General features: G+C 71.5%; 23 protein-coding genes and 1 pseudogene. 8 read left to right on the top strand and 16 right to left on the bottom strand.

The window, feature by feature from the left end:
- Positions 1 to 27: 27 nt before the first annotated feature.
- The 3 genes from RM590_RS09465 to RM590_RS09455 form a co-directional block, all read right to left on the bottom strand.
- Complete coding sequence (locus RM590_RS09465; RefSeq protein WP_311703981.1) at positions 28 to 870, bottom strand: DUF4097 family beta strand repeat-containing protein; 843 nt, start codon at positions 868 to 870, stop codon at positions 28 to 30.
- 82 nt (positions 871 to 952) lie between these two features.
- Positions 953 to 1,471 carry a toxin-antitoxin system HicB family antitoxin gene (locus RM590_RS09460; RefSeq protein WP_311703980.1) on the bottom strand — a complete coding sequence of 173 codons (519 nt, stop codon included), beginning with the start codon at positions 1,469 to 1,471 and terminating at the stop codon, positions 953 to 955.
- A 283-nt stretch (positions 1,472 to 1,754) separates the two neighbouring features.
- Positions 1,755 to 2,024: a hypothetical protein gene (locus RM590_RS09455; protein ID WP_311703979.1), complete on the bottom strand. Its 270-nt coding sequence runs from the start codon at positions 2,022 to 2,024 to the stop codon at positions 1,755 to 1,757.
- On the opposite strand from RM590_RS09455, the gene RM590_RS09450 reads away from it, so the two are divergent.
- Complete coding sequence (locus tag RM590_RS09450) at positions 2,025 to 2,246, top strand: hypothetical protein (protein ID WP_311703978.1); 222 nt, start codon at positions 2,025 to 2,027, stop codon at positions 2,244 to 2,246.
- Positions 2,247 to 2,261: 15 nt separating this feature from the next.
- On the opposite strand, the gene RM590_RS09445 is transcribed toward RM590_RS09450, so the two are convergent.
- Both RM590_RS09445 and rox read right to left on the bottom strand, forming a co-directional pair.
- Positions 2,262 to 2,777 carry a carboxymuconolactone decarboxylase family protein gene (locus RM590_RS09445; RefSeq protein ID WP_311703977.1) on the bottom strand — a complete coding sequence of 172 codons (516 nt, stop codon included), beginning with the start codon at positions 2,775 to 2,777 and terminating at the stop codon, positions 2,262 to 2,264.
- A gap of 122 nt (positions 2,778 to 2,899) precedes the next feature.
- Positions 2,900 to 4,333, bottom strand: coding sequence for a rifampin monooxygenase (rox, locus tag RM590_RS09440; protein WP_311703976.1), 1,434 nt, complete (start codon positions 4,331 to 4,333; stop codon positions 2,900 to 2,902).
- 201 nt (positions 4,334 to 4,534) lie between these two features.
- Here rox and RM590_RS09435 point away from each other — a divergent pair, with 201 nt between their 5' ends.
- The 3 genes from RM590_RS09435 to RM590_RS09425 are packed head-to-tail and all read left to right on the top strand — an operon-like array spanning position 4,535 to position 6,040.
- Positions 4,535 to 4,990: a GNAT family N-acetyltransferase gene (locus RM590_RS09435; protein ID WP_311703975.1), complete on the top strand. Its 456-nt coding sequence runs from the start codon at positions 4,535 to 4,537 to the stop codon at positions 4,988 to 4,990.
- A gap of 11 nt (positions 4,991 to 5,001) precedes the next feature.
- On the top strand, positions 5,002 to 5,385 hold the full coding sequence (locus RM590_RS09430) for a VOC family protein (RefSeq protein WP_311703974.1): 384 nt from the start codon (positions 5,002 to 5,004) through the stop codon (positions 5,383 to 5,385).
- 34 nt (positions 5,386 to 5,419) lie between these two features.
- Entirely contained in the window at positions 5,420 to 6,040 is a 621-nt protein-coding gene (locus RM590_RS09425; protein ID WP_311703973.1) for a class I SAM-dependent methyltransferase, read from the top strand.
- On the opposite strand, the gene RM590_RS09420 is transcribed toward RM590_RS09425, so the two are convergent.
- Positions 6,037 to 6,963 carry a LysR family transcriptional regulator gene (locus RM590_RS09420; protein WP_311703972.1) on the bottom strand — a complete coding sequence of 309 codons (927 nt, stop codon included), beginning with the start codon at positions 6,961 to 6,963 and terminating at the stop codon, positions 6,037 to 6,039. The genes RM590_RS09425 and RM590_RS09420 overlap by 4 nt on opposite strands.
- Before the next feature lie 89 nt (positions 6,964 to 7,052).
- On the opposite strand from RM590_RS09420, the gene RM590_RS09415 reads away from it, so the two are divergent.
- Both RM590_RS09415 and RM590_RS09410 read left to right on the top strand, forming a co-directional pair.
- Positions 7,053 to 7,973: a zinc-binding dehydrogenase gene (locus RM590_RS09415; protein ID WP_311703971.1), complete on the top strand. Its 921-nt coding sequence runs from the start codon at positions 7,053 to 7,055 to the stop codon at positions 7,971 to 7,973.
- Positions 7,970 to 8,953 (top strand): alpha/beta hydrolase family protein, encoded by a 984-nt coding sequence (locus tag RM590_RS09410; RefSeq protein ID WP_311703970.1) that lies wholly within the window; start codon positions 7,970 to 7,972, stop codon positions 8,951 to 8,953. Before RM590_RS09415 ends, RM590_RS09410 begins: the two co-directional genes overlap by 4 nt.
- Before the next feature lie 63 nt (positions 8,954 to 9,016).
- Here RM590_RS09410 and RM590_RS09405 read toward each other — a convergent pair whose 3' ends face one another.
- The 3 genes from RM590_RS09405 to RM590_RS09395 form a co-directional block, all read right to left on the bottom strand.
- The gene (locus RM590_RS09405) at positions 9,017 to 11,380 is read right to left on the bottom strand and encodes a glycosyl hydrolase 53 family protein (RefSeq protein ID WP_311703969.1); all 2,364 of its coding nucleotides are present in this window, start codon (positions 11,378 to 11,380) and stop codon (positions 9,017 to 9,019) included.
- Between the two features lie 126 nt (positions 11,381 to 11,506).
- Positions 11,507 to 12,817 (bottom strand): RICIN domain-containing protein, encoded by a 1,311-nt coding sequence (locus RM590_RS09400; RefSeq protein ID WP_311703968.1) that lies wholly within the window; start codon positions 12,815 to 12,817, stop codon positions 11,507 to 11,509.
- A 130-nt stretch (positions 12,818 to 12,947) separates the two neighbouring features.
- Entirely contained in the window at positions 12,948 to 15,260 is a 2,313-nt protein-coding gene (locus RM590_RS09395) for a rhamnogalacturonan lyase family protein (protein WP_311703967.1), read from the bottom strand.
- Between the two features lie 535 nt (positions 15,261 to 15,795).
- Between RM590_RS09395 and RM590_RS09390 the strand changes: the two genes are divergently transcribed.
- Complete coding sequence (locus RM590_RS09390) at positions 15,796 to 17,151, top strand: poly(ethylene terephthalate) hydrolase family protein (protein WP_311703966.1); 1,356 nt, start codon at positions 15,796 to 15,798, stop codon at positions 17,149 to 17,151.
- Between the two features lie 366 nt (positions 17,152 to 17,517).
- Here RM590_RS09390 and RM590_RS09385 read toward each other — a convergent pair whose 3' ends face one another.
- The 3 genes from RM590_RS09385 to RM590_RS09375 form a co-directional block, all read right to left on the bottom strand.
- Positions 17,518 to 18,312, bottom strand: a complete 795-nt coding sequence (locus RM590_RS09385; protein WP_311703965.1) for a DUF5995 family protein — start codon at positions 18,310 to 18,312, stop codon at positions 17,518 to 17,520.
- Between the two features lie 63 nt (positions 18,313 to 18,375).
- Complete coding sequence (locus RM590_RS09380; protein ID WP_311703964.1) at positions 18,376 to 19,221, bottom strand: alpha/beta fold hydrolase; 846 nt, start codon at positions 19,219 to 19,221, stop codon at positions 18,376 to 18,378.
- A 156-nt stretch (positions 19,222 to 19,377) separates the two neighbouring features.
- Positions 19,378 to 19,524, bottom strand: a complete 147-nt coding sequence (locus RM590_RS09375) for a hypothetical protein (RefSeq protein ID WP_311703963.1) — start codon at positions 19,522 to 19,524, stop codon at positions 19,378 to 19,380.
- A gap of 142 nt (positions 19,525 to 19,666) precedes the next feature.
- On the opposite strand from RM590_RS09375, the pseudogene RM590_RS09370 reads away from it, so the two are divergent.
- Positions 19,667 to 19,969: pseudogene (locus RM590_RS09370) on the top strand (MFS transporter); the annotation flags it as partial.
- A 139-nt stretch (positions 19,970 to 20,108) separates the two neighbouring features.
- Here the strand turns inward: RM590_RS09370 and RM590_RS09365 are convergent.
- The 4 genes from RM590_RS09365 to RM590_RS09350 form a co-directional block, all read right to left on the bottom strand.
- Positions 20,109 to 20,612 (bottom strand): dihydrofolate reductase, encoded by a 504-nt coding sequence (locus tag RM590_RS09365; RefSeq protein ID WP_311703962.1) that lies wholly within the window; start codon positions 20,610 to 20,612, stop codon positions 20,109 to 20,111.
- Positions 20,609 to 21,406 carry a thymidylate synthase gene (locus RM590_RS09360; protein ID WP_311703961.1) on the bottom strand — a complete coding sequence of 266 codons (798 nt, stop codon included), beginning with the start codon at positions 21,404 to 21,406 and terminating at the stop codon, positions 20,609 to 20,611. Before RM590_RS09360 ends, RM590_RS09365 begins: the two co-directional genes overlap by 4 nt.
- A gap of 91 nt (positions 21,407 to 21,497) precedes the next feature.
- Complete coding sequence (locus tag RM590_RS09355) at positions 21,498 to 22,139, bottom strand: ABC transporter permease subunit (RefSeq protein WP_311703960.1); 642 nt, start codon at positions 22,137 to 22,139, stop codon at positions 21,498 to 21,500.
- 27 nt (positions 22,140 to 22,166) lie between these two features.
- Positions 22,167 to 23,171 carry a DUF5914 domain-containing protein gene (locus tag RM590_RS09350; protein ID WP_311703959.1) on the bottom strand — a complete coding sequence of 335 codons (1,005 nt, stop codon included), beginning with the start codon at positions 23,169 to 23,171 and terminating at the stop codon, positions 22,167 to 22,169.
- Between the last annotated feature and the right edge of the window lie 3 nt (positions 23,172 to 23,174).

Here is a 23,174-nt window from a genome sequence, read left to right as displayed (position 1 = left end):
TAGCGGGGGAGTTGGCGGGGCCGGTGCTCAGGGCCGGGCGCGGCGCACGTCGATGTTGCCGTAGCGCGTCCGGGCGCGGATCTCGACGGTGTCCGCGGTCCTCTCCGGAGTCTCGGACGCGGTGAGCGTGTTGCGCACCTGGCCGGCGCGGGAGCTGACGTCGAGCCAGGCGGCCGTGCCCTCGCGGACGCCGACCTCAATGGCGCCGTGCGAGGTCTCCAACTGGACGGTGCCACGGGCCACTTCGCCCACGCGCAGGGTGCCGTGCGCAGTGGTGGCGGCGACCGAGTCCTCGGCGCGTGCGATGTCGATGTCGCCGTTGGCGCCGCTCACCCGCAGCTCGCCGGTCGCGGCGCCGACGGTCGTGGTGCCGTGCGAGTTCTTCAGGACGGCCGGGCCGTCGACGTGACCGACGCGCAGGCTGCCGGAGCTGGTGGTGATCTCGGCCATGCCCTCGACCCGGTCCACGGTGATCGAGCCGTGGGAGGCGGTCAGCTTCAGCGGGCCGGTCGTATCGAGGCGGGCGTCGCCCGCCGAGGTCTTCACGCGGACCTCGCCGAGCCGTCCCTCGCCGAGCACCTGGGCCCAGGCGCCGGTCATCTCGACGTCCGAGCCCGTGGGCAGTTCGACGGACACGTCGACGGTGCCGGTGCGGCCGAACAGATTGGACTTGGGCGTCCTGACGGTCAGGACGCCGCTCGCGTACGTGACGTCGGTCTGGTCGGCCGCCCGCACGTCCTGGTCCCGCTTCGGGTCCCGGGGCCGCACCTCGACCACGGTGTCGAGGCGGTCGCTCGCGACGAACTGGATGGAACCGGCCTCCACGCGTGCGGTGACCGCGATCGGTTCGGGGGTGTCGAAAGTGGGCATGGCTGTACCGTCCTCATGGGTTCTTGGGCCGTCCCCGCTGGTGGGGCGTGGGGTGGATGGAGTGGGGCGGGCGCGGGTGCGGCTAGCGCACCCAGCCCGTGAAGCTCTGTCCGAGGGTCTGGGCCTTCTCCGTCGTGCGCGGCCGTGTGCCGCCGTCGAGCGCGGCCGACACGGCCCGCACCAGCCAGGCGTTGACCGACAGGCCCTCGCGGGCGGCGGCCTCCTCGGCGCGTGCCTTGAGGTGGGCCGGCAGGCGCAGGTTGACGCGGGCGGTGCCGCCCTCGTCGCCGTCTGCCGGGGCCGGGGCCCTGAGCGCTTCGGCGGGCGCGGCCGGCTCACCGGGGGCGCCGTGGTCGGTGGGCGGCGGCGTCACCACGAAGTCGGGGTCGAGCCCGCGCAGCCGCACGTCGACCGAGCCGGGGGCGAGTTCGCGGGTGATCTCGTCCATCGCGGCGGAGAGCACGTTGAGCATGGTCAGCCGGGTCGCCGACTCCAGGGGAGCGGTGAGCCTCTCGGCCAGCTCGCGGGCTTCGTCGCCGCCGGCCTCGGCGGCCACCGCGAGTTCGCGGCGGAGGGTGTCCACGTACGGTGTGAGGTCCATGACGCCACTATGGCACCTCAATGGCGCCACATGCAAGCCCGGATGGCGCCTTGAGTGGCGCGGAGTTGAAGGTGTCCGCTCTGAGCTGCGGAAACGCGGAGGCGGCGGCCGGAAAGTTGGTGGCACCACGCGCGCTCAGGCCCCTGTGAGGACGTGAACTGGCGCCTGGTGGCGCCGGGCGGCGCCATGTGGTGCTACCCGGTGCCAGGTGATGCCATGCGATGGCGCTAGAAGGTGCCCTGCGGCGGCAACGGCCGCGGGCATCATCCGCGCGACCGTGGCCCTAGCGTGTGACGCGCAGCGTCACCGTCGCCGGCCGCAGCCCGTGTGACCGCGCGGTGAGGGTGATGCTGCCCGGGGTCTTCGCCGGGCGCAGGATCGCCAGCGCCCGCCCGTGCCAGGTGTGGCGGCGCGGCTGCTGGAAGCTGTCGACGTTGTGCGGGTTGCCGTTGCCGACGGCGACGAGTGCGCCCGCGCCGCCCACCTCGAACGTCACCTTGTGCACCGCGTCGGGGACGACCCGGCCCCGGCTGTCGACCACCGTGACGAGCACGTGCGCCAGGTCGTCCGGGCCGGTGGTGAGGTGTTCGACGTCCGAGGCGAGCCGCAGGGCGGCCGGGGCGCCCGCTCCCGCGCCGGCCCGGCCGCCCTCGCCGACCAGTTGACCGTCGCGTTCGAGGGCGTCTACGCCGCCGTCCAGGCCAGCCGGGCCGACTGGCCCGCCCGCCGGGCGCGCGCCCTGGCCGAACTGCTCATCGGCGCGCACCAGGCGTGAGGGGAGATTCCGGGGCTACTCGGCCGTGGCCGGACGCCACTGCTCGGCGGGCGACACACCCGGCAGCGGCTTGCCGATCAGGGCGAGCGGCACGAAGAAACTGACCTGGCCGATCGCCATGATGAGCGTGGCCAGGGCCTTGTCGTCGTAGTGCTCGGCCGCCTCCGCGTACAGCTCGTCGGGGACGCGCTCGCCGTGCGGATTGGGCGTGAGCACCGCGTCCACCAGCGCCAGCGCGGCGCGTTCGGCGTCGGTGAAGTAGGGCGCGTTCCGCCAGGAGGAGACGGCGGCGATCCGTTCCTCGGACTCCCCGGCCTTGCGCAGGTTGCCGGCGTGCAGAACGGTCAGGTAGGTGCTGCCGACGATCTGGCCGGCGCGCAACTGCGTCAGGCCGATGGTGGTCCGCGGGACCGAATCGTTCCCGACGGCCTTGAACAGCGCGCCGGCGACCTCGCCGAGCGCCGGAACGAGCTGCTGGGGGTTGGGCAGCCGCGAGGTGAGCGAGTCGGTGACGGACGGGGAGGCGTTCATGATCTGACTTCCTTCATGCGGATGGGGCGTTCGGGCCCGCTTGGTCATCGGTTCACCCCACTGACGAAGCGAACGAGCCGAATGTGACCGGCACCGGCCGATTTCTTGTCCGTCGTCGACGCTCAGCCGGTGGCCGTGCCGAACCACCGTGTCAACTGGGCGTCCAGGCCCGGCTGATCGTCACCGACCCACGCCACGTGCCCGTCCGGCCGCAACAGCGCCGCGGGCACGTCCAGTTCCTCGCCGGCGTCCACGACGTGGTCGACCCGGTCCGCCCAGCCCGCCACCGTCAGCCGGCCCGTGTGGTCGAGCAGCAGCCCCCGGCCGCCGTGCATCAGCTCGTAGAGGCGTCCCTGCTTCAGCCGCACGTCCCGCAGCCGGCGGCCGAGCAGTTCATGGCCCTCGCCGAAGTCGTAGCGGACGTCGACGGCGGTGATGAGCCCGGTCACGTACCGGTTCACCTCCTCGAAGTCCATCAGCGTCGAGAACAGCTCCCGCAGTGCCACCGCACCGCGATCCGTGCCCATCAGCGCGATCTGCGCACGGGTGTTGTCCAGCACGCGGGCGCCCACCGGGTGCCGTTCGGCGTGGTAGCTGTCCAGCAGCCCCTCCGGTGCCCAGCCGTTGACCGCGGCGGCCAGCTTCCAGCCGAGGTTGAACGCGTCCTGCATGCCGAGGTTGAGCCCCTGCCCGCCGGTCGGCGGGTGGATGTGCGCCGCGTCGCCGGCCAGCAGCACCCGGCCGACCCGGTAACGCTCGGCCTGCCGGGTGGCGTCGGTGAACCGGGACAGCCGGCGCGGCGAGTGCGCGCCGAAGTCGGTGCCCGCGAAGGCCCGGAGCTGCCGCGTGAACTCCTCGAAGGTCGGTGCGGTCGAACGGTCCTCGGCCACGCCGTCCGCGGGCGCGATCACGGTGTACACGCCGTCCCCCTCGGATACGGCCCCGAACCGCAGGTGGGTCTTGCGGACTTCGGCGACGACGGCGGCGATCGTCGCGGGGTCCTCGGTCAACTCCATGTCGCCTATGAGCGTTTCGACCGTGGCGGGCTCGCCCGGAAAGCCGACCCCGAGCTGCTTGCGCACCGCGCTGCGGGCGCCGTCGCACCCGACGAGATAGCGCGAGCGCAGCCGCGCGCTGCCTTCTCCGGTGACCTCGACGGTCACCCCGTCCTCGTCCTGGCTCAGCCCGACCACTTCGCAGCCGCGCCGGATCTCCGCGCCGAGTTCGAGGGCGCGCTCGTTGAGCAGCCGCTCGGTGACCGGCTGCGAGACGGCGAGGCCATACGGATGGGCCGTGTCCAACCGGTCCGGCCACGGCTTGATGACGCCGCCGAAGAGACCGCCGGCCTGGAACTTCTCGCTTTCCGCGAGGAACCGGTCCAGCAGACCGCGCTGGTCCATCACCTCGACGCTGCGCACATGCAGGCCGCGCCCCCGAGAGTGGCTGGTCGGCTCGGCCAACTTCTCGATCACGACCGTTCGCACCCCGGCCAGCCTCAGCTCACAGGCCAGCATCAAACCGGTCGGCCCACCGCCGACAACGATCACGTCGATCACCACAAACCCCCATGTATTGCCGTGGATTCGGCTACGGCTGGTGATTCTGCGGCACGCCCCGGGGCTTGCCGCAAGCCCCCCGGTGCGCTATACGTTGAGAGTGGCAAGGAGTGCGTTGACCTCCTTGCCCTTGCCATGTGCGGTCCGCCTGCCGGTGAAATCCCCTCGTTCCGGCGGGACTTGGCGGCGATACTCCACGCCATGGACGAGATCTCGCTGCGCACCGCCGAGCCCGACGAGGCGCCCGCGCTGACGGCGCTGACGCGGCGGTCGAAGGCGCACTGGGGCTATCCGCGGGCGATGCTGGAGCGGTGGGCGGACATGCTGACGGTCAGCTCCGCCACCATCCGGGACGGGAATGTCGTCGTCGCGGAGCGGAACGGTGTGGTGGCGGGCTATTACCAACTCACGGGCGAACCCCCGCACGGCGAGCTGGCGGATCTCTTCCTCGAACCCGACGTGATCGGCACCGGCCTGGGAAGGACCCTGTGGGAACACGCCGTCGCCTCGGCCCGCGACGCCGGCTTTCGCACGTTGACCCTGGAATCCGACCCGCACGCCGAGGGGTTCTACCTGCGGATGGGGGCCGAGCGCGTCGGCGAGCGCGAGGTCGCCCCGGGCCGGCGGCTTCCGGTCATGAGGATCACCGTCCACTAGACTCGCTCGCCATGGTCTCGGTGGTGCAAAACGTGGCGATCGACTGTGCGAATGCCTATGAACTGGCCCGGTTCTGGAGCGTGGTGACCGGCGGCCCATTGCATCCGGAGGACAAGCCGGGCGACCGGGAGACGGAGGTGACGCTGCCGACGGGGCTGGTGCTGTTCTTCAACGAGGTCCCGGAGCCGAAGGCGGTGAAGAACCGGATTCACCTGTGTCTGCGTCCGGAGACCTCGCGCGAGGAGGAGGTCGAACGGCTGCTGGGTCTGGGGGCCACCATGGTCGCCGACCGCCGGAAACCCGATGGTTCGGGCTGGGCCGTCCTCGCGGACCCCGAGGGCAACGAGTTCTGCGTCCTGAGCAGCGAATCCGACCGCGCCGCGCTGTCCTCCTGAATCCCGCCCGCCGGTGTGCCGCTAGCCTGCGCGCATGTCACGCGAGCAGCACGTCGAGCACTTCGTCGGCCCCGGAGCCCAGCGTTACTACGCGGAATCGGCGGATCGGCTGGGCCGTCAGTACGAGTCCGTCGCCTTCGAGGACGCGCACGAGGCGTTTCTGCCCTTCCTCCCGCCCGGCCCCGCCACCGCCGCCGACATCGGCGCGGGCACCGGCCGGGACGCGGCGGCCCTGGCGGCCCGTGGCTACGCGATCACGGCCGTCGAGCCGGTGCGGGAGCTGCGCGACCTCGCCCGGCGCCTGCACCCCGGCCCGTCGATCACCTGGCTGGCGGACTCCCTGCCCGCGCTGACACGTCTGGAGGGCCCGTTCGACCTGATCCTCGTCTCCGCCGTCTGGATGCACCTGGAGGAGACCGAACGCCCCCGGGCCATGGCCCGCCTCCACGACCTCCTCGCCCCGGCCGGCCGCCTCCTCGTCTCGCTGCGCCACGGCCCGCCCCCGCCCGACCGCCGCATGTTCGACGTCTCCGACGAGGAGACCGTCGAACTGGCGCGGCGCCACGGCCTGCGCCTGCTGAACCACACCGCCGGCACCGAGGACCGCCTGGGCCGGCCCGAAGTGCGCTGGATTTCCCTGGTGTTCGCTCGCTAGCGCGGCGGTTCGGGCAGCCAGTCGCGCTCCGGGTGGTACTCGAGCCAGCGGCTCTGCCCCGCGGCCACGGCGCAGGCGGCGGTGAGGCCGTTCAGCCCGGGGTGCCCATTGCCGGTGCGCCACAGCAGTGACCAGGCGTACAGCGGCGTGGGGTCGACCAGCGGAACGGAGCGCAGCCCGGGGACCTCCGGCAGGGGTATGTCGGCGGGCAGCAGCGAGAAACGACGCGGGTCTCGCGCCACCTCTTCGAGGAAGTGGGCCAGCCCCAGGTTGACGCCGGCGGCGCTGTCACGGATGCCGAACCGGTCGGCGAACTGGTGGAGGAAGTCCAGCCGGTCCAGGGCGCCGGGTGCCCACAGCACGCTGCCGCGCAACTGGTCCGGCCGCAGCGCCGGCCCGGCCGCGAGCGGGTGGTCCGCGCTCAGCACGGCGTCCACCGGTTCGAGGCGGACGAGGCGGTGGGCCAGCCCCGGGCGCAGCGGCGGGTGGACCCGGCCGAAGGCCGCGTCGATGTCGCCGCGCAGCAGGGCATGCGTCACCGACGGCAGATCGCGCCCGTGCCCCAGCTCCAGCGGGAGCTCCCCGGCGCGTTCGGCGACCTGGGCCAGGGTGCGCATCGGCGCGTAGAGGTGCCCCCAGACGTCCACGCGCAGCGGGCGGTCCTCGCCGACCGCCGCCGCGACCGCGGCCTCGGCGGCGGCCACGGTCTGCCGGGCCGGCCGGAGGAAACGCTGTCCGGCGGCGGTGAGGCGCACCCCGTTGCCGCCGCGCTCGAACAGCGCGGTGCCGAGCAGTGATTCGAGTCGCGCGATCCGCTTGGACAGCGCCTGCTGGGAGATGGCGAGCGTCTCGGCCGCCCGCCCGAAGTGCAGTTCCTCGGCGGCGCGCACGAAGGCACGCACCTGTGCGACATCGAGATCCACGGCTCCCACCATAGGTGGCAACCAAAAGTTGTCGGCGCTGCTCGTTCGTTGTTGGATCGCGGGGCGGCCACGGGGGTTGCATCCTCGGCATGCGCAGACTGATTCCCACCGGAGAGGCGGCCCGCCCGGTCGCCTTCGCCGAGGTCCCCCAGCCCGTTCCCGGGCCCGACGAGGCGCTGGTCAAGGTCGAGGCGTTCGCGCCGAACCGGGGCGAGACGTTCCTCCTCGAACACCCCCGGCCGGAGCTGCTGCCCGGCAAGGACATCGCCGGGCTCGTCGTGCAGCCCGCCGCGGACGGCTCGGGCCCCGGCATCGGCACCCGCGTGGTCGGGCATCCGGCGCAGGGCGGCTGGGCCGAGTACGCCGCGGTGCCCACGCACTCGCTCGCGGTGCTCCCCGACGGCATCGACAGCGTTCGCGCGGCGGCCCTGCCCCTGGCCGGGATCACCGCCCTGCGACTGCTGCGCACGGCCGGCTCCCCGGCCGGCCGACGGGTGCTGCTGACCGGCGCCTCGGGCGGCGTCGGCCACTACGTCACCGAGCTGGCCGTGGGAGCCGGGGCCGAGCTGACCGCGGTGACGGCCACGCCGGCGCGCGGCGAGCGGCTCGAAGAGTTCGGCGCGCGGGTGGTGCACGATGTCGCGGCGGCGCACGGGCCGTTCGACATCGTGCTGGAGTCCGCGGGCGGCCCTGACCTGCCGGTGGCCCTCTCCCGGGTGCGCCCCGGCGGCACGCTGGTCTGGTTCGGCCAGGCGAGCCGCACCCCGGTGACCCTGGACTTCTTCCACCTGCTGAGCGGGCCCGAGCGCGTCACGATCCAGCACTTCCACTACGCGGGCGCCCCCTACGGATCCGATCTCGCGGCCCTGGTCACACTCGTGGAACGGGGGCGGCTGCACCCGGAGATCGGCCGGACCTCCGACTGGGCCGAGACCGCCGACACGCTGGTCGACCTGCGCGAGCGCCGGATACGGGGCAAGGCCGTCCTGACGACGGGAGCGACACGATGAACGCCGCCGACTTCGCCGCCGCCCAGTGGACACGCGCCACCGGCGCGGGCGTCGACCCCCACGAGTACGGGCGCGTCACCGGCGGCCTGACCTCCGTCGCCGACTGGGGACCGGCCTTCCTGCGCACCGGGGGAACCTACCTGGAACGCGCGGACGAGGCGGGATCGGCCGTCTCGGCGGGCGAGCACCTCCTCATGGCGGCCCGGTGGTTCCACCTCGCCACGCTGGCGCCGCACGCGGCGACCGGCCGTGCCGCAGCCGCGGCGGACAACGCCCTGAGCAGGGCACTCACCGCGCTGGACCCCGGCGCGCGGCGCGTGACCGGCGAGGGATTCACCGGCTGGCTGCGCGGCCCCTCCGACGCGCCGGGCACGGTGATCGTCGTCCCCGGCCTGGACTCGTCCAAGGAGGAGTTTCTCGATCTGGCCTCCGCGCTGCTGGCCAGGGGCCTGGCGGTGTTCGCGATGGACGGCCCCGGGCAGGGCGTGCTCGCGGCCACGACAAACCTCAGGCCGGACTACGAGCACGTCGTGGGCCGGGTCATCGACGCCCTGGGTGTCGCACGCGTCGGGCTCGTCGGCCTCAGCCTGGGCGGCTACTTCGCGGCGCGGACCGCGGCGCTGGAGCCGCGCGTGGCGGCCGTGGCCACCGTCAGCGGTCCCTTCCGTCTCGACTGGGACCAACTGCCCCCGCCCGTCAGGGACATCCTCGCCCACCGCACCGGCGGGGCCGACAGCGCCCGCGCGTTCGTCCGGCAGGTGGACCTCGCCGCCCTGGCGCCCCGGGTCGCGGCCCCGCTGCTGGTCGTCGACGGCGGCCAGGACGTCATCCCCGGTGTGACCAACGGCGAGCCGCTGGCCCGGCTGGCCCCGCAGGGCACCTATCTGTCCGTCCCGCACGGCGATCACCTGCTCGGCAACGCGCGGCCCGACTGGCTGCCCCGCCTCGGCGACCACATCGCGCACGTCCTGCATCAATGAGTGCGCTGCCGGGCCGGGAGACCCGGCCCGGCAGCGCCTGGGGAAAGCCGGACGTTCAGATCGCTACAGGTCGCGGCATTGTGCCGACTTCGGACCGCTCACCGTGTTGGCCGATCCGTTGTTCACCGGTGGCCGGGTGTTTTCGCCGCACGTCAGTGGGCCGCTGATCGTGTTCCCGGCGATCACGTTCCACCAAAGCGTCCCCGTCACCGGGCCGCTGATCGTGTTCGGAGCACATCCCAGCACCGGATCGCCGATGGTCACCGACGAAGTCCCGGACGACGTCACCGGGCCGGAGATCCGGCTGTCGCAGATCACCACCGCCGCCGCGCCGTCGGCCCGCACCGGACCGGCGATCACCGCACCGTCCGCCTGGAGTGAGGCACCGGCACGCACCGATACCGGGCCCGACACCGTCGCTCCGTCCAGGCAGGTCACGCCCTCGGTCACCGTCAACGGCCCGGCATGCCGGCCGCTGATCACCCGGTCGCAGTCGAGGCCGGCATAGGCGTCGACGACGTCGAGCACCGCCGTCACCGCGCCGTACTCGGTCGAGCCGTGGATCGTGACCCGGCCGGCCGTGTCGGTGGCGCCGTCCGGTACCGGGTCCCATTCCACCGGGACCGGCCCGGTCGAACCATCGGCCATGGTCAGCACCTCCACCGAGTCCGGCAGGGCCACCTCGCCGCCGACCAGCGCGGCCGCGTACACGGTGTCCTCCACCGCGTGGGACGCGCGACTCCTGGAAAAGACGTCGATCGACGCGTTCGGCTCCCAGGTGCGCGTCATGCCCGGTACGGCGGTGAACATGGACTGCCATCTCGCCGGCTCCCACGCCAGCACGCCCAAGCCCTGGTTGTTCGGGATGTCGTTGGCGATCTGGAACACGCGCTGGAGGGCGTCCGCCTGACCCTGAACGGTCCGCGGGTACGTCGAGTTGGGCATCGGGGCCCCGCCGCCGCCCGACGCCGGGTACGACGTCTCGGCGATCTCGATCCGGTACCCCGGGTGCGCCGCCGCCACCGCGTTCAGGGTGTGCTCGATGTTCTCCGGCGACCCGTGCCACTCCGGGTAGTACGAGTGGGCGAGAACGTCCGGGTCGGCGCCCTTGGCGTTCACCCGGGTCAGGTATTGGTGCCAGAACTCCAGCGCCTTGTCTTCCCGGCCGGTGGCGATGTGCGTCTCGACGTCGATGTCCTCGCCGTGGTCGGCCGACACGTCGCGGACCGCGCGGATCCCCGCGGCGGACAGCGTCGTGAACCGGTCCCACGCCTCGTCGTAGAGCCGCTGCTCCTCCGGGTCCTCGGAGCCCCAGTACTGCCAGAGCAGTCCGCCGCCGGGCTGCGACTGGTAGATCTCCGGCTGGTTCCGGAAGTACGCCGGATCGGTCGTGCCGATCAACGCCGCCTCGCTGCCGAACATGAAGCCGTTGATGATCTCGTTGCCGATCGCCACCTTGTCCGGCGTCGTGCCCTGCTCGATCAACTGCTCGACGTAGTCGTAGGTGTAGTCGTACACCTCCTGCGTCAGGTCGTCGAACTCCAGCTCGGCCCACTCCCGCGGCTTGGGCTGCTTGGACGGGTCGGCCCACGAGTCCGCGTAGTGGAAGTCGATCCCCAGGCCCATGTCCCGCTCGGCCTTGATCCACTCGGCAACCTCAAGAGACCGCTCCGGGCCCTGGTACGGAACGGGCAGCACGTCGCCCGAGGACTCGCTGCGCGGCTCGTTGAAGATCCGCAGCCGGATGTACTCCATGCCACGGTCCTGGAGCACGTCGAGCAGATGGGGACCCGCACCCGGGTCCTCCTCCGTCGGACTCACCCAGTAATCGCGCCCTTCGGCGACGTCGTTGTCCACCCAGGAGGCGTCGGCGCCGAGGACCAGGTCGTCACGCAGGTAGTTGTAGACGCTCAGCTCGCTGATACCCGCAGTCGCGCCGGGCGAGGCTCCCGTGAACGTCACCCGCACGAATCTCGTCCCCGGCTGGGTGAAGAGGTCGACCGAACCGCGAGTGGGCCGCTGGTCGGCCGAGTGATCGGCGATGACGTCCCAACTGCCGCCGTCCGCCGACGACTCGATCACGTACTGGTAGACCGCCCCGGCGTCCGGAAGAACGACCTCGACCTTCCGGACGTTGTCGTAGGCGCCGCCCAGATCGAGGGTCAGCCACTGGTCCGCGGACGTGCCGTCCGCCGTCCACGCGGTCCGGTCGTCCTGATCGATCGCCAGGTCGGCGGTGGACGCGCCGCTGCTGACCTCCACGCCGGCCCAGGGCTTCTCGCTGATGTCGCTCTCGATCGGCGAGATCTCGGCCTCGCCGAAGTACGCGGCGGCCGGGGCGGCCGGCCCGAACGCCGCTACGCCGCACGCCACCGTGACCGCGGTGACGACGCCGAGCGCGGTGCGGACGGGATGTTTTCGGATCATTGCTCACTCCTCATCGCTGTGTTCCAGCGAGACTTACGGGCCATCGGCGAACGACGGGTATTCGCCGACGACCATCAGGACGTGCGACTGACGGCGGAACCGCCTCTCGAATGAGGCGATTCCGACTTACTGGGCCGCCATGACTCGTTGACGCGTGAAGCGCTGGTTGGCGTTGCCGGTGTAGGTCCATTGGGAGACGCGGGCTCCGTCGGAGGTGGAGTACTCCCAGACGTCCATGGCCAGGCCGCTGGCCCGGTTGACCAGGCTGACCGTGCCGTCGCCGTGGTCGACGATCCTCCACTGCTGGCCGGCGGCGCCGGTGTCGGGCTGCTGGGTGATGGCGGCGCCGCCTTCGTTGCCGGCGACCTGGAGCACCAGGCCCGAGTGGCGCGCCCTGATGCGGATGTGGCCGTCGCCGGAGTCGAGGAACTCGAACTGCTGGTTGGGTCCGCTGCCGGCCGTCCACTGGATGAGTCCCGCCCCGGCCGCGGTGGATGCCTCGTTGATGTCGGCCGCCTTGCCGCTGTGCTGGGCGACCAGGCGGTAGTAGGCCGGGCCGCCGGGGGTGTCACCCAGCTCGGCTTCCCATCTGGTATTGGGCCCGGCCGCGTCGGCCGGGAGGCGGTCCCGCGCGGCGGTGTCGCCGTACATGGTCCAGCGGGCCCAGTCGACGACGGTGTTCGGGAAGCGGTTGTCGCTCCAGAAGCTGGTGTGGCTGCCACCGATGAAGGTGAGGAACGCCTTGGGCCAGGTCATCTCCGTGTACGCCTGCCGGGCCGAGGAGTACTGCGTGGTCGAATCCCGGTCGCCGTGGACGAAGAGCACCTTGGCGTTGACGGAGGAGGACGGGTTGCCCATGTCCACGCAGGACTGGGGGTTGGCGGAGATGATCCGGCTGTCCGGCCAGGAGGTGAGCAGGCCGTGGGTGACCATGCCGCCCAGGGAGTGGCCGGAGACGCCGACGCCAATACCGGTGTTGATGTGCCCGGCCAGCGGACCGCTCGCGTTGAGCGCGAGGGTGTTGGTGATGATCTGCGAGACGTCCCTGGAGGTGTTGCCGTTGTTGACGTCGGTGAAGTTGTGGTTGAAGTGCGGGGCGGGGACGACAAAGCCCGCCGAGGCCAGGGCCCGGATGATGAACAGGGAGTTCTGCGGGCTGCTCCCGTAGCCGTGGGTCATGTTGTAGACGGGGAAGACGCCGTTGGCTACGGGAGCGTCGGTCACCGGGCTGCCACCGGCGGTGCCGGTGGCGGGGTAGTAGACGTAGGTGGTGCACGGGCGGCTGCCGCGGGTCCAGTCGTACCGGCGGACGCCGACCGCGAACGGCTGGGCGGGGGCGGGGTCGGCGAGCGCCTGCCCGGCGCCCAGCAGGGACACGCCCGCGCCCATCGCCGCGACCGCGCTCAGGCTCAGGAAACTGCGACGTCGCAATGACACGATGACTCCTGGTGTGAGATGAGCGAAAAGTTGGCTGGCCGATGTGAGAGTCGGCGCCTCCGGGCCGGCCGGGGGTGTGCCCCGGCCGGCCCGTGTGCGTGCTGTTGTTGTGCGGTGCGCGGTGGGGCCGTCAGCGCACGTAGATGTTGGGCTGTGGCGGGCGGGTCATGCCGGCGCCGAGGAAGTAGCCGGGGTGCGGCGGCTGGTTGTAGGCGGTGTTCTGCCAGGCCAGTGCCACGCGGTACTGCGCGTCGTGCGCGAGGGTGTGGAGTTTGGTGGTGGTGGGTGTGGTCGTGGCGTAGATGCGCAGGGCGGTGTTGCTCGTGTGGCGCCAGATCACTTCCTCGCGCCAGTCGCCGAAGAGGTCGCCGGACAGCACGGGAGTGGACTTGGTGCCGTTGCTGGAGGCGACGCCGCTGCCGGTGAGCAGCCGGGTGTCGCCGCCGGTGCCGTACTTGTCGATCTGGGTGCCGTTCAGGAGCTCGCGCACCGGGTCGGCGTCCCACCAGGCGAGGAAGTTGGCAGAGGAGGGGTTGCGTCCCACGTTGCCGCCGGAGGAGTTGCGCAACTGGGTCATGTTCGGGCCCGAGCCCCAGAACTCCGCGCCGGGGTTGCCGGCGTAGATGTCTCCGGCCACGCCACGGCCCGGTCCCTCGGAACCGCTGGTCGGGGTGCGGTGGATGACCTGGCCGGTGCGGGCGTCGTGCAGGTCGGAGCCCGGCTGGTTGCCGGCCTCGTGGATGGTGAAGACCTCAAGGCCCGAACGGCTCGGCACGAAGTCGCCCACGTGCAGGGCGTCGCCGTGGCCGAAGCCGGTGGAGTACATCAGGCGGCCGTTGTCATCGATGGTCGCGGCGCCGTAGACGATCTCCTGGCGGCCGTCGGCGTCCACGTCGGCGATCGACAACTGGTGGTTGCCCTGGCCGTAGGCGGCGCCATTGCCCGAGACGTTGGAGTCGAACGTCCAGCGCCGGGTGAGCTGGCCGTTGCGGAAGTCCCAGGCGGCGATGACGGCACGGGTGTAGTAGCCGCGGGCCATGATCAGCGACGGGCGCTGACCGTCGAGGTAGGCGGTGCCGGCCAGGAAACGGTCGGCCCGGTTGCCGTAGTTGTCGCCCCAGGACGAGACGTTGCCGCGCGGGGGATCGTAGTTGACCGTCGACATGGCGGCGCCGGTCAGGCCGTTGAACATCGTCAGATACTCGGGACCGGCCAGGATGTACCCGCTGGAGTTGCGGTGGTCGGCGCCGGCGTTGCCGATGACCGTGCCCTGTCCGTCGCGGGTGCCGTCGGCCGTCTTCGCCGCGACCTCGGCGCGGCCGTCGCCGTCGTAGTCGTAGACCTGGAACTGCGTGTAGTGCGCCCCGGCCCGGATGTTGCGGCCCAGGTCGATGCGCCACAGCCGCTGGCCGTTCAGCCGGTAGGCGTCGAGGTAGACGTTGCCGGTGACGCCGGACTGCGAGTTGTCCTTGGCGTTGTCCGGGTCCCACTTCACGATCAGCTCGTACTGGCCGTCGCCGTCCACGTCGCCCGGGCTGGCCTCCACCGGCGTGTAGGTGGATCCGGGACGCTGGAGGGGGACATCCAGGTAGTTGCCGCCGGTGAAGCGCAGCGAGCTCTCCGACGGTGCCTGCTCGACGCCGTCCACCACCGCGCGCACGGTGTACGTGGCTTCCGAGGGGGCGCCGTTGTCGAGGTAGTTGGTGGAGTCGGTGACCGGCGAGCCGTTCACTTTGGTGCCGTTGCGGTAGACGTTGAACGCCGTGTCATAGCTCTCGGTGCCCAGCAGCCGCCAGGACACCAGGTTCCCGCTGCCCGAACGCACAGAGACCAGACCCCGGTTGAGGTCCTCCATCTGGAGCGCCTCACCGGTCGGCGGGTCGGGGTCCGTGCCGCCATCGAGCGGGACCAACTGCCACTGCTGGTTCCAGCCGTCGTTGTCGGTGTACTGGGAGATCCGGGCGCCGTCCGCGGTGGACCGCTCCCACACGTCCAGCGCCTTGCCGCTGCGACGGTTGATCAACTGGACGTACCCGCTGTCGGTGTCCACGACCTGGAACTGCTGGTTGGTGGCGTTGTTGTCGGAATACTGGATGACGTTGGCGCCATCAGCGGTGGAGAGCGCCTCGATGTCCACCACCTTGCCGCTGAGCACGGACTTCAGACGGTAGTAGCCGCCGCCGGAGTCGACGAACTGCCACTGCTGCGAGGCGGCGTCGTCACGCGTCCACTGAACGATCCCGGCTCCGTCGGCGGTGGAAGCGCCGCTCACGGCCATCGCCTTGTCGCTGTTCCGGTTGACCAGCACGTATGTCGCGCTGGTGTCGATGACGGCGGCGTGCGCCCGCGACGTGGGCAGGGCGACCAGCGAGACGGCGGCCAGCAGGACCACCAGCAGCGCGGCGGCTGGCCCGCGCGTTCTTCGGAGACTTCGGACGAGCATGATGTGCGGCTCCTTCGCATGGACGGGCAGATGCTCGCGCTCCCTTGAAGGCTCTCTGAATCGATTCACTCAGATGGTGCGACAAGGCTCGGGAATCGGGTGGGGTTGGGAGCGCTCCCAGGAGGCTAGGGGCGGGCGGTCGGGAGCGGCAAGACCCGTGCAGGGACTTCGTGTGGCAAATAGTTTGATCAAGTGGGTTCTGATCGTCCGGTCATGCCCCGGTCGGCTCCGCGGTAACGGATTCAAGCCAGTGGGGCGGTATGCGTCACCTGGGGCGGAGCGGGCTCGTGGCCGCATCGGAGCAGGTCAGATGGCTGGCTCAATCCCCCGGGAACCTGGCGGAGTTGATGGCTTCCGCGCTCGGGGGTGCCTCAGTAAGGTCCCCGAAAATCAACGGAAACCAAAGAGTGACGCCACTCTCCGACGCGGTGCCACGAGCCGCGCAGCGGAGAACTTGTCATGAGCGCATCCTGTCGCGGGCCTCGTCCGCTGCTCCGACGCGCAGCGGGCGCACCACATGAGGAGGAGCACGACCATGCGATCACCCGTCACCCAGGCCCCGGGGGCCTCTCCCCGGGCCAGACCCCGGCGCAGGAGCACCCTGGCCGCGCTCGTCGTCACCCTGATCGGCCTGATCGGCACCCTGATCGCGATCCCGCCGGCGTCCGCCCAGCAGGACTCCGCCCGGCAGGACTTCGCGCAGCAGGAGTCCTATCAGCGGGGCCCGGATCCCACGGTGAGCAGCGTCGCCGCCTCGCGCGGTACGTTCGCCACCGCGGAGATCAGTGTGCCGCCGGGCAACGGCTTCAACGGCGGGCGGATCTACTACCCCACCGACACCAGTCTGGGCACCTGGGGCGCGGTCGCCGTCGTGCCCGGATACACCGCGAGCTGGGCGGCCGAAGGCGCCTGGATGGGGCCCTGGCTCGCCTCGTTCGGGTTTGTCGTCATCGGCATCGACACCAACAGCCCCACCGACTGGGACACCGCCCGCGGCACCCAACTCCTAGCGGCGCTGGACTACTTGACCCAGCGAAGCCCGGTGCGCGACCGGGTCGACCCCAACCGGCTGGGCGTGATCGGCCACTCCATGGGCGGCGGCGGCGCCATCAGCGCGGCGACGCGGCGGCCCTCGCTGCAGGCGGCCGTCCCGTTCGCGCCCGCCTCGTTCTCCCAGAACCTCTCCGGCGTCCAGGTGCCGACGATGATCATGGGCGCCCGTGACGACGGCACCGTCACACCGGCCGCGCTCGACCAGCTCTACGCCACCCTGCCCGCCACCACCGAGGGCGCCTTCGTCGAACTCTCCAGCGGCGGCCACGGATTCCCCACCTGGGGCAACTCCCAGGTGACACGCCGCATGATCCCCTGGCTCAAGACATTCATCGACAACGACACCCGCTACACCCAGTTCCTGTGCCCGTCGCTGGCCGACTCCACCGGCGTCTCCCGCTACCGGAACACCTGCCCGTACGTGCCCGACGGGTCGACGCCCCCGCCGCCGGACGGGGGACCGCTCGTGGGTGAACAGTCCGGCCGCTGCCTGGACGTGCCGAACAGTTCGCAGACCAACGGCACCCAGGTCCAGCTCCGGGACTGTTCGGGCCAGCCCAACCAGCAGTGGACACACACCAGTGCCGGGGAACTGCGGGTGTACGGCGGCAAGTGCCTGGACGCCGAGGCCTTGGGTACTTCTCCCGGAACGCGGGCCATCATCTGGGACTGCCACGGCGGCTCGAACCAGCAGTGGAACGTCAACGCGAACGGCACGATCACCAGCACCCGGTCCGGCCTGTGCCTGGACGCGTACAACGCCGGTACCGCCAACGGCACTCAAGTGGTCCTGTGGACCTGCAACGGCGGATCCAACCAGCGGTGGGACGTCGAGTAGCGCGGACCCGGGCCGGGTGCCGGGTGCCGGAGGCTGAGTGAGCGTGCCTCAGATGTCGCTGTCGGGCAACACGATCTGGGACATCTTCAGCCGGTCCCCCGAGGGGAGGAAGACGCCGTCGTTGTCCCCGAGGTTGGTGATCGCCATCCGGGTTCGCAGTTCGCGGTCGTCGGGACGGGTGGATTCCCAGATGGTGGAGTCCCCTATGCCCAGTCGCGGCAGTTCCTCGGGTGATGGGGACGGTGTGGCTGTCGGCGCGGATTCCCGCGGCTCCGGGGCGGTGGGCGACGGCGAGCCGGTCGGCTCCGGAGCGCACCGCCAGGCCGCCCCGGTGGCGGGACAGGAAGGGCCGGGGCCGCGGCCGTTCTAGCGGGGCTCGTCCGTCCCCTGCCGGGCGGGGCGTTGCTCCATGGCGCGGTCCAGATGCGTGATGACGGCCTGCACGTCGTCGCTCTCGCTGCCGCCGATCAGATGCAGGGCCGGCCGCACCAGGCCACCGGGGCGCGCTATCAGGCGTGCGAGCACGGCGGCCCGGACGTCGAGCCGTTCGATGGTGGCCTCGCGCTCCGTGCCGTGCTGGCCGGCGAGCAGGACGGCGTTGTACCAGGCTTCCTGCCGGGACTGACGGATGCTGAAGTCCAGGATCCGCTCGTCGGTGCGGCCGCCGACCTGGTCCAGCAGTGACAGGAACGGCGATATGGCACCGACGGAGTCCTGCACGGCCAGGACCACGCGCGCCAGGATGTCGTTGATCAGCAGGAAGTCGCGCCGCAGCTCGTGGATCGCCTCGCCCGGGCTGGTCCGGGCGGCGGCGATCGCCAGGTCGAGGTTGATGTGCGCGTTCACGCCGAGGATCAGGTGCTGAACGATGACGGTGTCGGAGTCGTCGAGCAGCCCGAACGCCTCGCGCCAGCAACGCGGTCCGCCCCGGTCGCGCCGCCAGGCGTCGTACGCGTCGAAGTAGCGGTTGCCGAACAGCGTGTCGAACCGGTCCATGCGCGCGCCGTCGTCGAACAACCCGTTGTGAATGGCCGTCCGGACCTCGACGGTCACCTGTCGGTACAGCGCCGCGAAGTACCCGACGCGGTCACCCGCGCGGCCGGCGTCGCGCACGATCTCGGCGAGTCCGTCCACCACTTCGTCGATGTTCTCCGCCGCCATGCACGACCCCCCCACGACGCGATGACACTCATCGGCCACGATACCGGTGAGGTCCGCCTCGTGTCAGTCAAGTGCGGCGAGGACGGCGGCCACTTCGTCGGGAATGGAGAGGAACGGCGAGTGGGAGGCGTCCAGCGCGACGACGGAGGTCGGGTTGTCGGGGAATGCCGCGTCGGCCTCGGCGATGAACTTCGCCTGCACGGCGGGCCAGATCGCCATGTCCCCGGTGCAGGTGAGGTAGGTGCGCGGCACCGATCCCCAGCCGTCGGGGGTCAGGGTCGTGGTGCCGGCCATGATGCCGAGCGGGCCGTCGGGCGTCAGCAGGCCGGTGGCGGCCTCGGCGAGCGCCGGGTCCACGTCACCGTAGAACGCCTCGTGGAGCGCCCGCCGATAGGCGGCGTCGTCCGTGGCGAAGTCCAGCCGCAGCGCCCCTATCCGCGCCGAGTCGCCCTTCAGTAACGGCGCGACGCGGTCGCCCGCGGCCTCGGGCAGTCGCGTGTAGGCCGCGGCCGGCACGTCGGATGCCGGCATGTAGGCCGTCAAGTACACGGCGCGCGCGATCAGTTGGGGCGTCTGCTGGGCCACCCGCGTCAGTACGGGGCCGGCCGCGCTGTGGGCGACCACCGTGACCGGTTCGCCGCCGATCCGCTTGATCTGCGAGGTCAGCAACGCGGCGGCGTCATCGAGGCTCACGTCCGCCAAAGGCGAGACCTCCGTGGTGACCGCCTCGGAGTGGTGCGAGGCCCGCCCGGTGAACCATGCCGGACGGCGGGCGTACAGCCCGTGCCCCGCCAGGTCCACCGCGACGGCCGCGCGACCGGCGGCGGCCAGGTGGAGGGTGACCTCGCTCCAGCACCAGGAGCCGTGCCAGAAGCCGTGAACCAGCACCAGCGGGGAGGCGGCAGGCATGAATACTCACCTTCATGTCAATCCGATGGGGGAGGGCGCGGTAACCCGTTCGAGACGTTGTCCGTCACAGGGCCATCTTCCGCCGCCTCACAGCACTCAACCAGGCCCTATTCGGCCCTGGTTGGCGATCCCGCCGAGCCGCCGCGGCGAAGTGGGTCATCGGCGGTGGGCGCCGCCCGGTGCCAGGAGGCCGTCCACGATCAATGTGGCCGGGGTGTCCGCCCTGCGCAGGCGTTCCTCGCGCGAGATGTTCGCCGGGCGGCCCAGGCGTTGGGCGGGTGGGTCCTGAGTCAGCCCCGCCATGGGGGGGGGGAATGATCGCGAAGAAGCAGATCTCCATGGGCACCGGGGGCATGCGACCGGATCTCGACGCTGGGCGCGATGGTGGCCAGGGTCGGCTCGATGTAACGCTGGCAGAGATAGTCCAGCCGTTCGGTGTCCCGTGAGGGGCGTGGCCGCGCACGACGCCGGCGTCGCCTCCGCCACCGTCAACACGATGCAGCAGGTCGGCGGTTCCATCGGCACGGCCCTGCTGACGACCTTCGCCTCCAGCGCGGCCACCGACCACCTGGCCGGCAAGAACCCCCAGGACCCCGCGGTCCTCGCCCAGGCGTCCCTGGAGAGCTACTCCGCCGCCTGCACCTGGTCGGCCGTCTTCTTCGCCGTCGGACTCCTCGCCTGCTGCCTGCTGTACCGGCGAGGCGTCCCCGAACAGGACGACAGCGCCGCCCCGGTCATCCACATGTAGGCCCGGCGACGCGCACCTGGCGGCGGCTCCCCGGGGGCCGCCGCCGGATGGCGGAATCGGCGACAGCGGTTGACCTGCGCCGAGCGGGCCTGTCGGGTCCGGCCGAGGAGAACGAGGGGCACGGCAGCGGCGGCGAGTGTCACCGGGTGTATCCGCGGATGCGGTAGCGCAGTCCGGACGCGGAGGACTGCCAGCCCCTGTCCTCGGCGACTTTCCACGTCGGGTCCGGTGTCGGGGCGTAGGTGTCGCCGGCCACCGCCGAGTCGATCTCGGTCACCGAGAGCGCCGTGGCGTATCCCAGGGCGGCCCGGTAGATTTCCCCGCCGCCGATCACCCATGCCGTGACAGGGGCGGCCGACTCCGGCGGCTGGGCCGCGAGGTCCAGGGCCTGGGCGATGGACCCGGCACGTTCGGCGCCATCGGCCGTCCACTGGGGATCACGAGTCACCACGATGTTGCGCCTGCCGGGCAGCGGGCGGAATCGCGGCGGCAGCGAATCCCACGTCTTGCGCCCCATCACCACCGGATGGCCGAGGGTGGTTGCCTTGAAGTGCGCCATGTCCTCGGGCAGGTGCCACGGAATGGCGTTGCCCGCGCCGATCACGCCGTCGCGGGTCTGCGCCCAGATCAGCCCGACGTTCACACCGCGACCGGGGCCTTGATGGCCGGGTGGTGTTGGTAGCCGAGCACTTCCACATCGGAGTAGGCGTACGCGAAAAGCGAGTCGGCTCGGCGCAGGCGCAGCCTCGGGAACGCGAACGGGGTGCGCGAGAGCTGCTCGGTCACCTGCTCGACGTGATTGTCATAGATGTGGCAGTCGCCGCCGGTCCAGATGAAGTCACCCGGTTCGAGGCCGACTTGCTGCGCCACCATGTGCGTGAGCAGGGCGTAGCCGGCGATGTTGAACGGGACACCGAGGAACAGGTCCGCGCTGCGCTGGTAGAGCTGGCAGGAGAGCCTGCCGTCGGCGACGTGGAACTGGAAGAGGGCGTGACACGGCGCGAGAGCCATCTCGGGCAACTCGGCGACGTTCCAGGCGGAGACGATCATCCGGCGGGAGTCCGGGTCCCGGCGCAGCGTGTCGAGCACCTCGCGGATCTGATCGATGTGCCTGCCGTCCGGAGCGGGCCAGGAGCGCCACTGTGCGCCGTAAACGGGACCGAGTTCGCCGTTCGCGTCGGCCCACTCGTCCCAGATGGTGATGCCGTGCTCCTGGAGCCAGCGGACGTTCGAGTCGCCTCGCAGGAACCACAGCAGCTCGTACACGACGGACTTGAGATGCACCTTTTTGGTGGTGATCAGCGGGAACCCCCGCGAGAGGTCGTAGCGCAGTTGGTGCCCGAAGACACTGCGGGTGCCGGTGCCCGTCCGGTCGGCCTTGGCCGTTCCGGAGGTGAGCACCAGCCGCAACAGGTCTTCGTACTGGGTGTCCGCCACGGCCGTCGAGTCTAGTTGGCCGCCCGCAGGGGGACACCTGGCGGTCAGGTCTTGGCCGCGGCGGGCGGAGCCGACCGGCCGGGGAGGGCGTTCAGACATCGCGCCCGCGCAGCAGCAGGCCGCCGGCCAACAGCGCCGCGGCGGCCCACCCGGCGGTCACGCCGAGGCCGGCCCAGGGGCCGATGGGCAGGCTGCCGAGATCGGTGGTGGCCTGGACGGCGAGTCCGGCGCTCATCGGCGCCACCTTCTGGAGCAGGCGCTGCCAGTGCGGATCGCCGATGGTCAGGGAGACGATGGGAACGATGTAGAGCAGGCCGAGGACAACCCCGATGCCGGTGGCGGAGTCCCGCACGGCGGTCGCGACACCGAGGCCGAGCAGGGCGATCAGCACCAGGTAGAGGACCGACCCGACGACCGCGCGCAGCGTCGGCCCGTCGGCCGGGGACAGGGCCTGGTCAGCGGGGCCGGGCAGGAGGAGCCGCCCGGTGAGCAGCGGCCCGAGGACGGCAACGGTCCCGGCGACGGCCACGACGCCGCTGACGGTGATGGCCTTGGCCGCGAGGACGGTGGCTCGCCGCGGCACCGCCGTCAGGGTGGTGCGGACCATGCCCGAGCCGTACTCCCCGCCGATGACCAGCACGGCCAGGATGGCGACCAGTGCCTGGCCGAGATGGACGCCCGTGAGGCTGACCTTGACCGTGTCGCCGCCGCAGCCAGTGGATGTGCAGGTCACCACCGAGGCCGCCCCGGCGCTGGCCCCTCAGCCCGGGAAACGTCCCGTGGAACGCAGCGCCCAGCGCCGTTCGGCGTAAGCCAGATCGTCGCGCCACAGGCGGCCCGCGGCGTACCGGATCAGCGGGCGCAACACGGGGGCAGCACGGCGGGCCAGGGTGAACCCGGGCCGTGTGGTGGAGGCCACGACGGCCTCCACCACCGCGGTACGCGGCCTGCCCAGGGCGTCGCGTCCCAGTGGTGTGGCGTGGGTCTCCACGACGGACCCCTCGCCCTCGCCGTGGGTGATCCGCATCACGACGATGCGCGGTCCGGGGGCGGTGAACACCGCGCGAACGGGGACGACAAGCCGCCCGGCGACTCTGAAGGAGACGTCGACCGTGAAGGCGTCCTCCTCCTCCCGCGGGCCGGGAGTGTCCACGACCGTGAGGTCGACGAACGAGTGCGGATGGAACCATGCCCCGTGCCAGGGATCGAGACGGTTGGCGATCACGTCGTCCGGTTCGCAGACGCCGACCCCGGTGTACACCGTCACCAGCGCGTCGGCTGTGTCGGGACGGGCCGGCACCGATGGCCGGTTGGTGGGCTCCTCGCCTCCGGCGTGGTCAAGCCGCACCCACAGCAGCACCCCGTCGTCGTGGGCGGGCCAGGGCTCCCATCCGGCGAACGGCTTTCCGTCGAGGGTGAGCCCATGCCAGCGGCACACCAGGGTGCCGCAGCGGATCGGGCTGTCGCGCAGGGGCGCGCCCAGGTGGGGGCAGACGCCGGGCCCGGCCACCAGGCGGCCTCGCGCGTCGCGCCAGAGCACGACCTCCTGGTTCGCGATGGTCCGGGCCAGCGGCCGGTCCGTGCGCAAGCCCCGGGAAGCGCCGACGACGTACCAGTTGCCGCTCGGCCGGGCCCGCGCTCGTTCGAGCGCGCCGGCGATCAGCGTGGGCCGGGCATCGCGCCACATGGCACGCTGGCGCTCCCAGGCGACCGGGGCGCGGCGCAGGCGCAGGGGGATGGGTCCGCGCCGGGGCGGGAGAGCCACTCC

This window comes from Streptomyces litchfieldiae, from assembly GCF_031845365.1.
GTDB lineage: Bacteria > Actinomycetota > Actinomycetes > Streptomycetales > Streptomycetaceae > Streptomyces > Streptomyces litchfieldiae.
Note: the sequence above shows the minus strand (reverse complement) of the source record. Positions and strands in the feature narration are given on the sequence as shown.

Bases quoted from the DNA above. Each gene is read 5' to 3' on its own strand.
- RM590_RS09465 (WP_311703981.1), bottom strand. From the start codon at position 870: ATGCCCACTTTCGACACCCCCGAACCGATCGCGGTCACCGCACGCGTG.
- RM590_RS09460 (WP_311703980.1), bottom strand. From the start codon at position 1,471: ATGGACCTCACACCGTACGTGGACACCCTCCGCCGCGAACTCGCGGTG.
- RM590_RS09445 (WP_311703977.1), bottom strand. From the start codon at position 2,777: ATGAACGCCTCCCCGTCCGTCACCGACTCGCTCACCTCGCGGCTGCCC.
- RM590_RS09435 (WP_311703975.1), top strand. From the start codon at position 4,535: ATGGACGAGATCTCGCTGCGCACCGCCGAGCCCGACGAGGCGCCCGCG.
- RM590_RS09430 (WP_311703974.1), top strand. From the start codon at position 5,002: ATGGTCTCGGTGGTGCAAAACGTGGCGATCGACTGTGCGAATGCCTAT.
- RM590_RS09425 (WP_311703973.1), top strand. From the start codon at position 5,420: ATGTCACGCGAGCAGCACGTCGAGCACTTCGTCGGCCCCGGAGCCCAG.
- RM590_RS09415 (WP_311703971.1), top strand. From the start codon at position 7,053: ATGCGCAGACTGATTCCCACCGGAGAGGCGGCCCGCCCGGTCGCCTTC.
- RM590_RS09410 (WP_311703970.1), top strand. From the start codon at position 7,970: ATGAACGCCGCCGACTTCGCCGCCGCCCAGTGGACACGCGCCACCGGC.
- RM590_RS09405 (WP_311703969.1), bottom strand. From the start codon at position 11,380: ATGATCCGAAAACATCCCGTCCGCACCGCGCTCGGCGTCGTCACCGCG.
- RM590_RS09395 (WP_311703967.1), bottom strand. From the start codon at position 15,260: ATGCTCGTCCGAAGTCTCCGAAGAACGCGCGGGCCAGCCGCCGCGCTG.
- RM590_RS09390 (WP_311703966.1), top strand. From the start codon at position 15,796: ATGCGATCACCCGTCACCCAGGCCCCGGGGGCCTCTCCCCGGGCCAGA.
- RM590_RS09385 (WP_311703965.1), bottom strand. From the start codon at position 18,312: ATGGCGGCGGAGAACATCGACGAAGTGGTGGACGGACTCGCCGAGATC.
- RM590_RS09380 (WP_311703964.1), bottom strand. From the start codon at position 19,221: ATGCCTGCCGCCTCCCCGCTGGTGCTGGTTCACGGCTTCTGGCACGGC.
- RM590_RS09375 (WP_311703963.1), bottom strand. From the start codon at position 19,524: ATGGCGGGGCTGACTCAGGACCCACCCGCCCAACGCCTGGGCCGCCCG.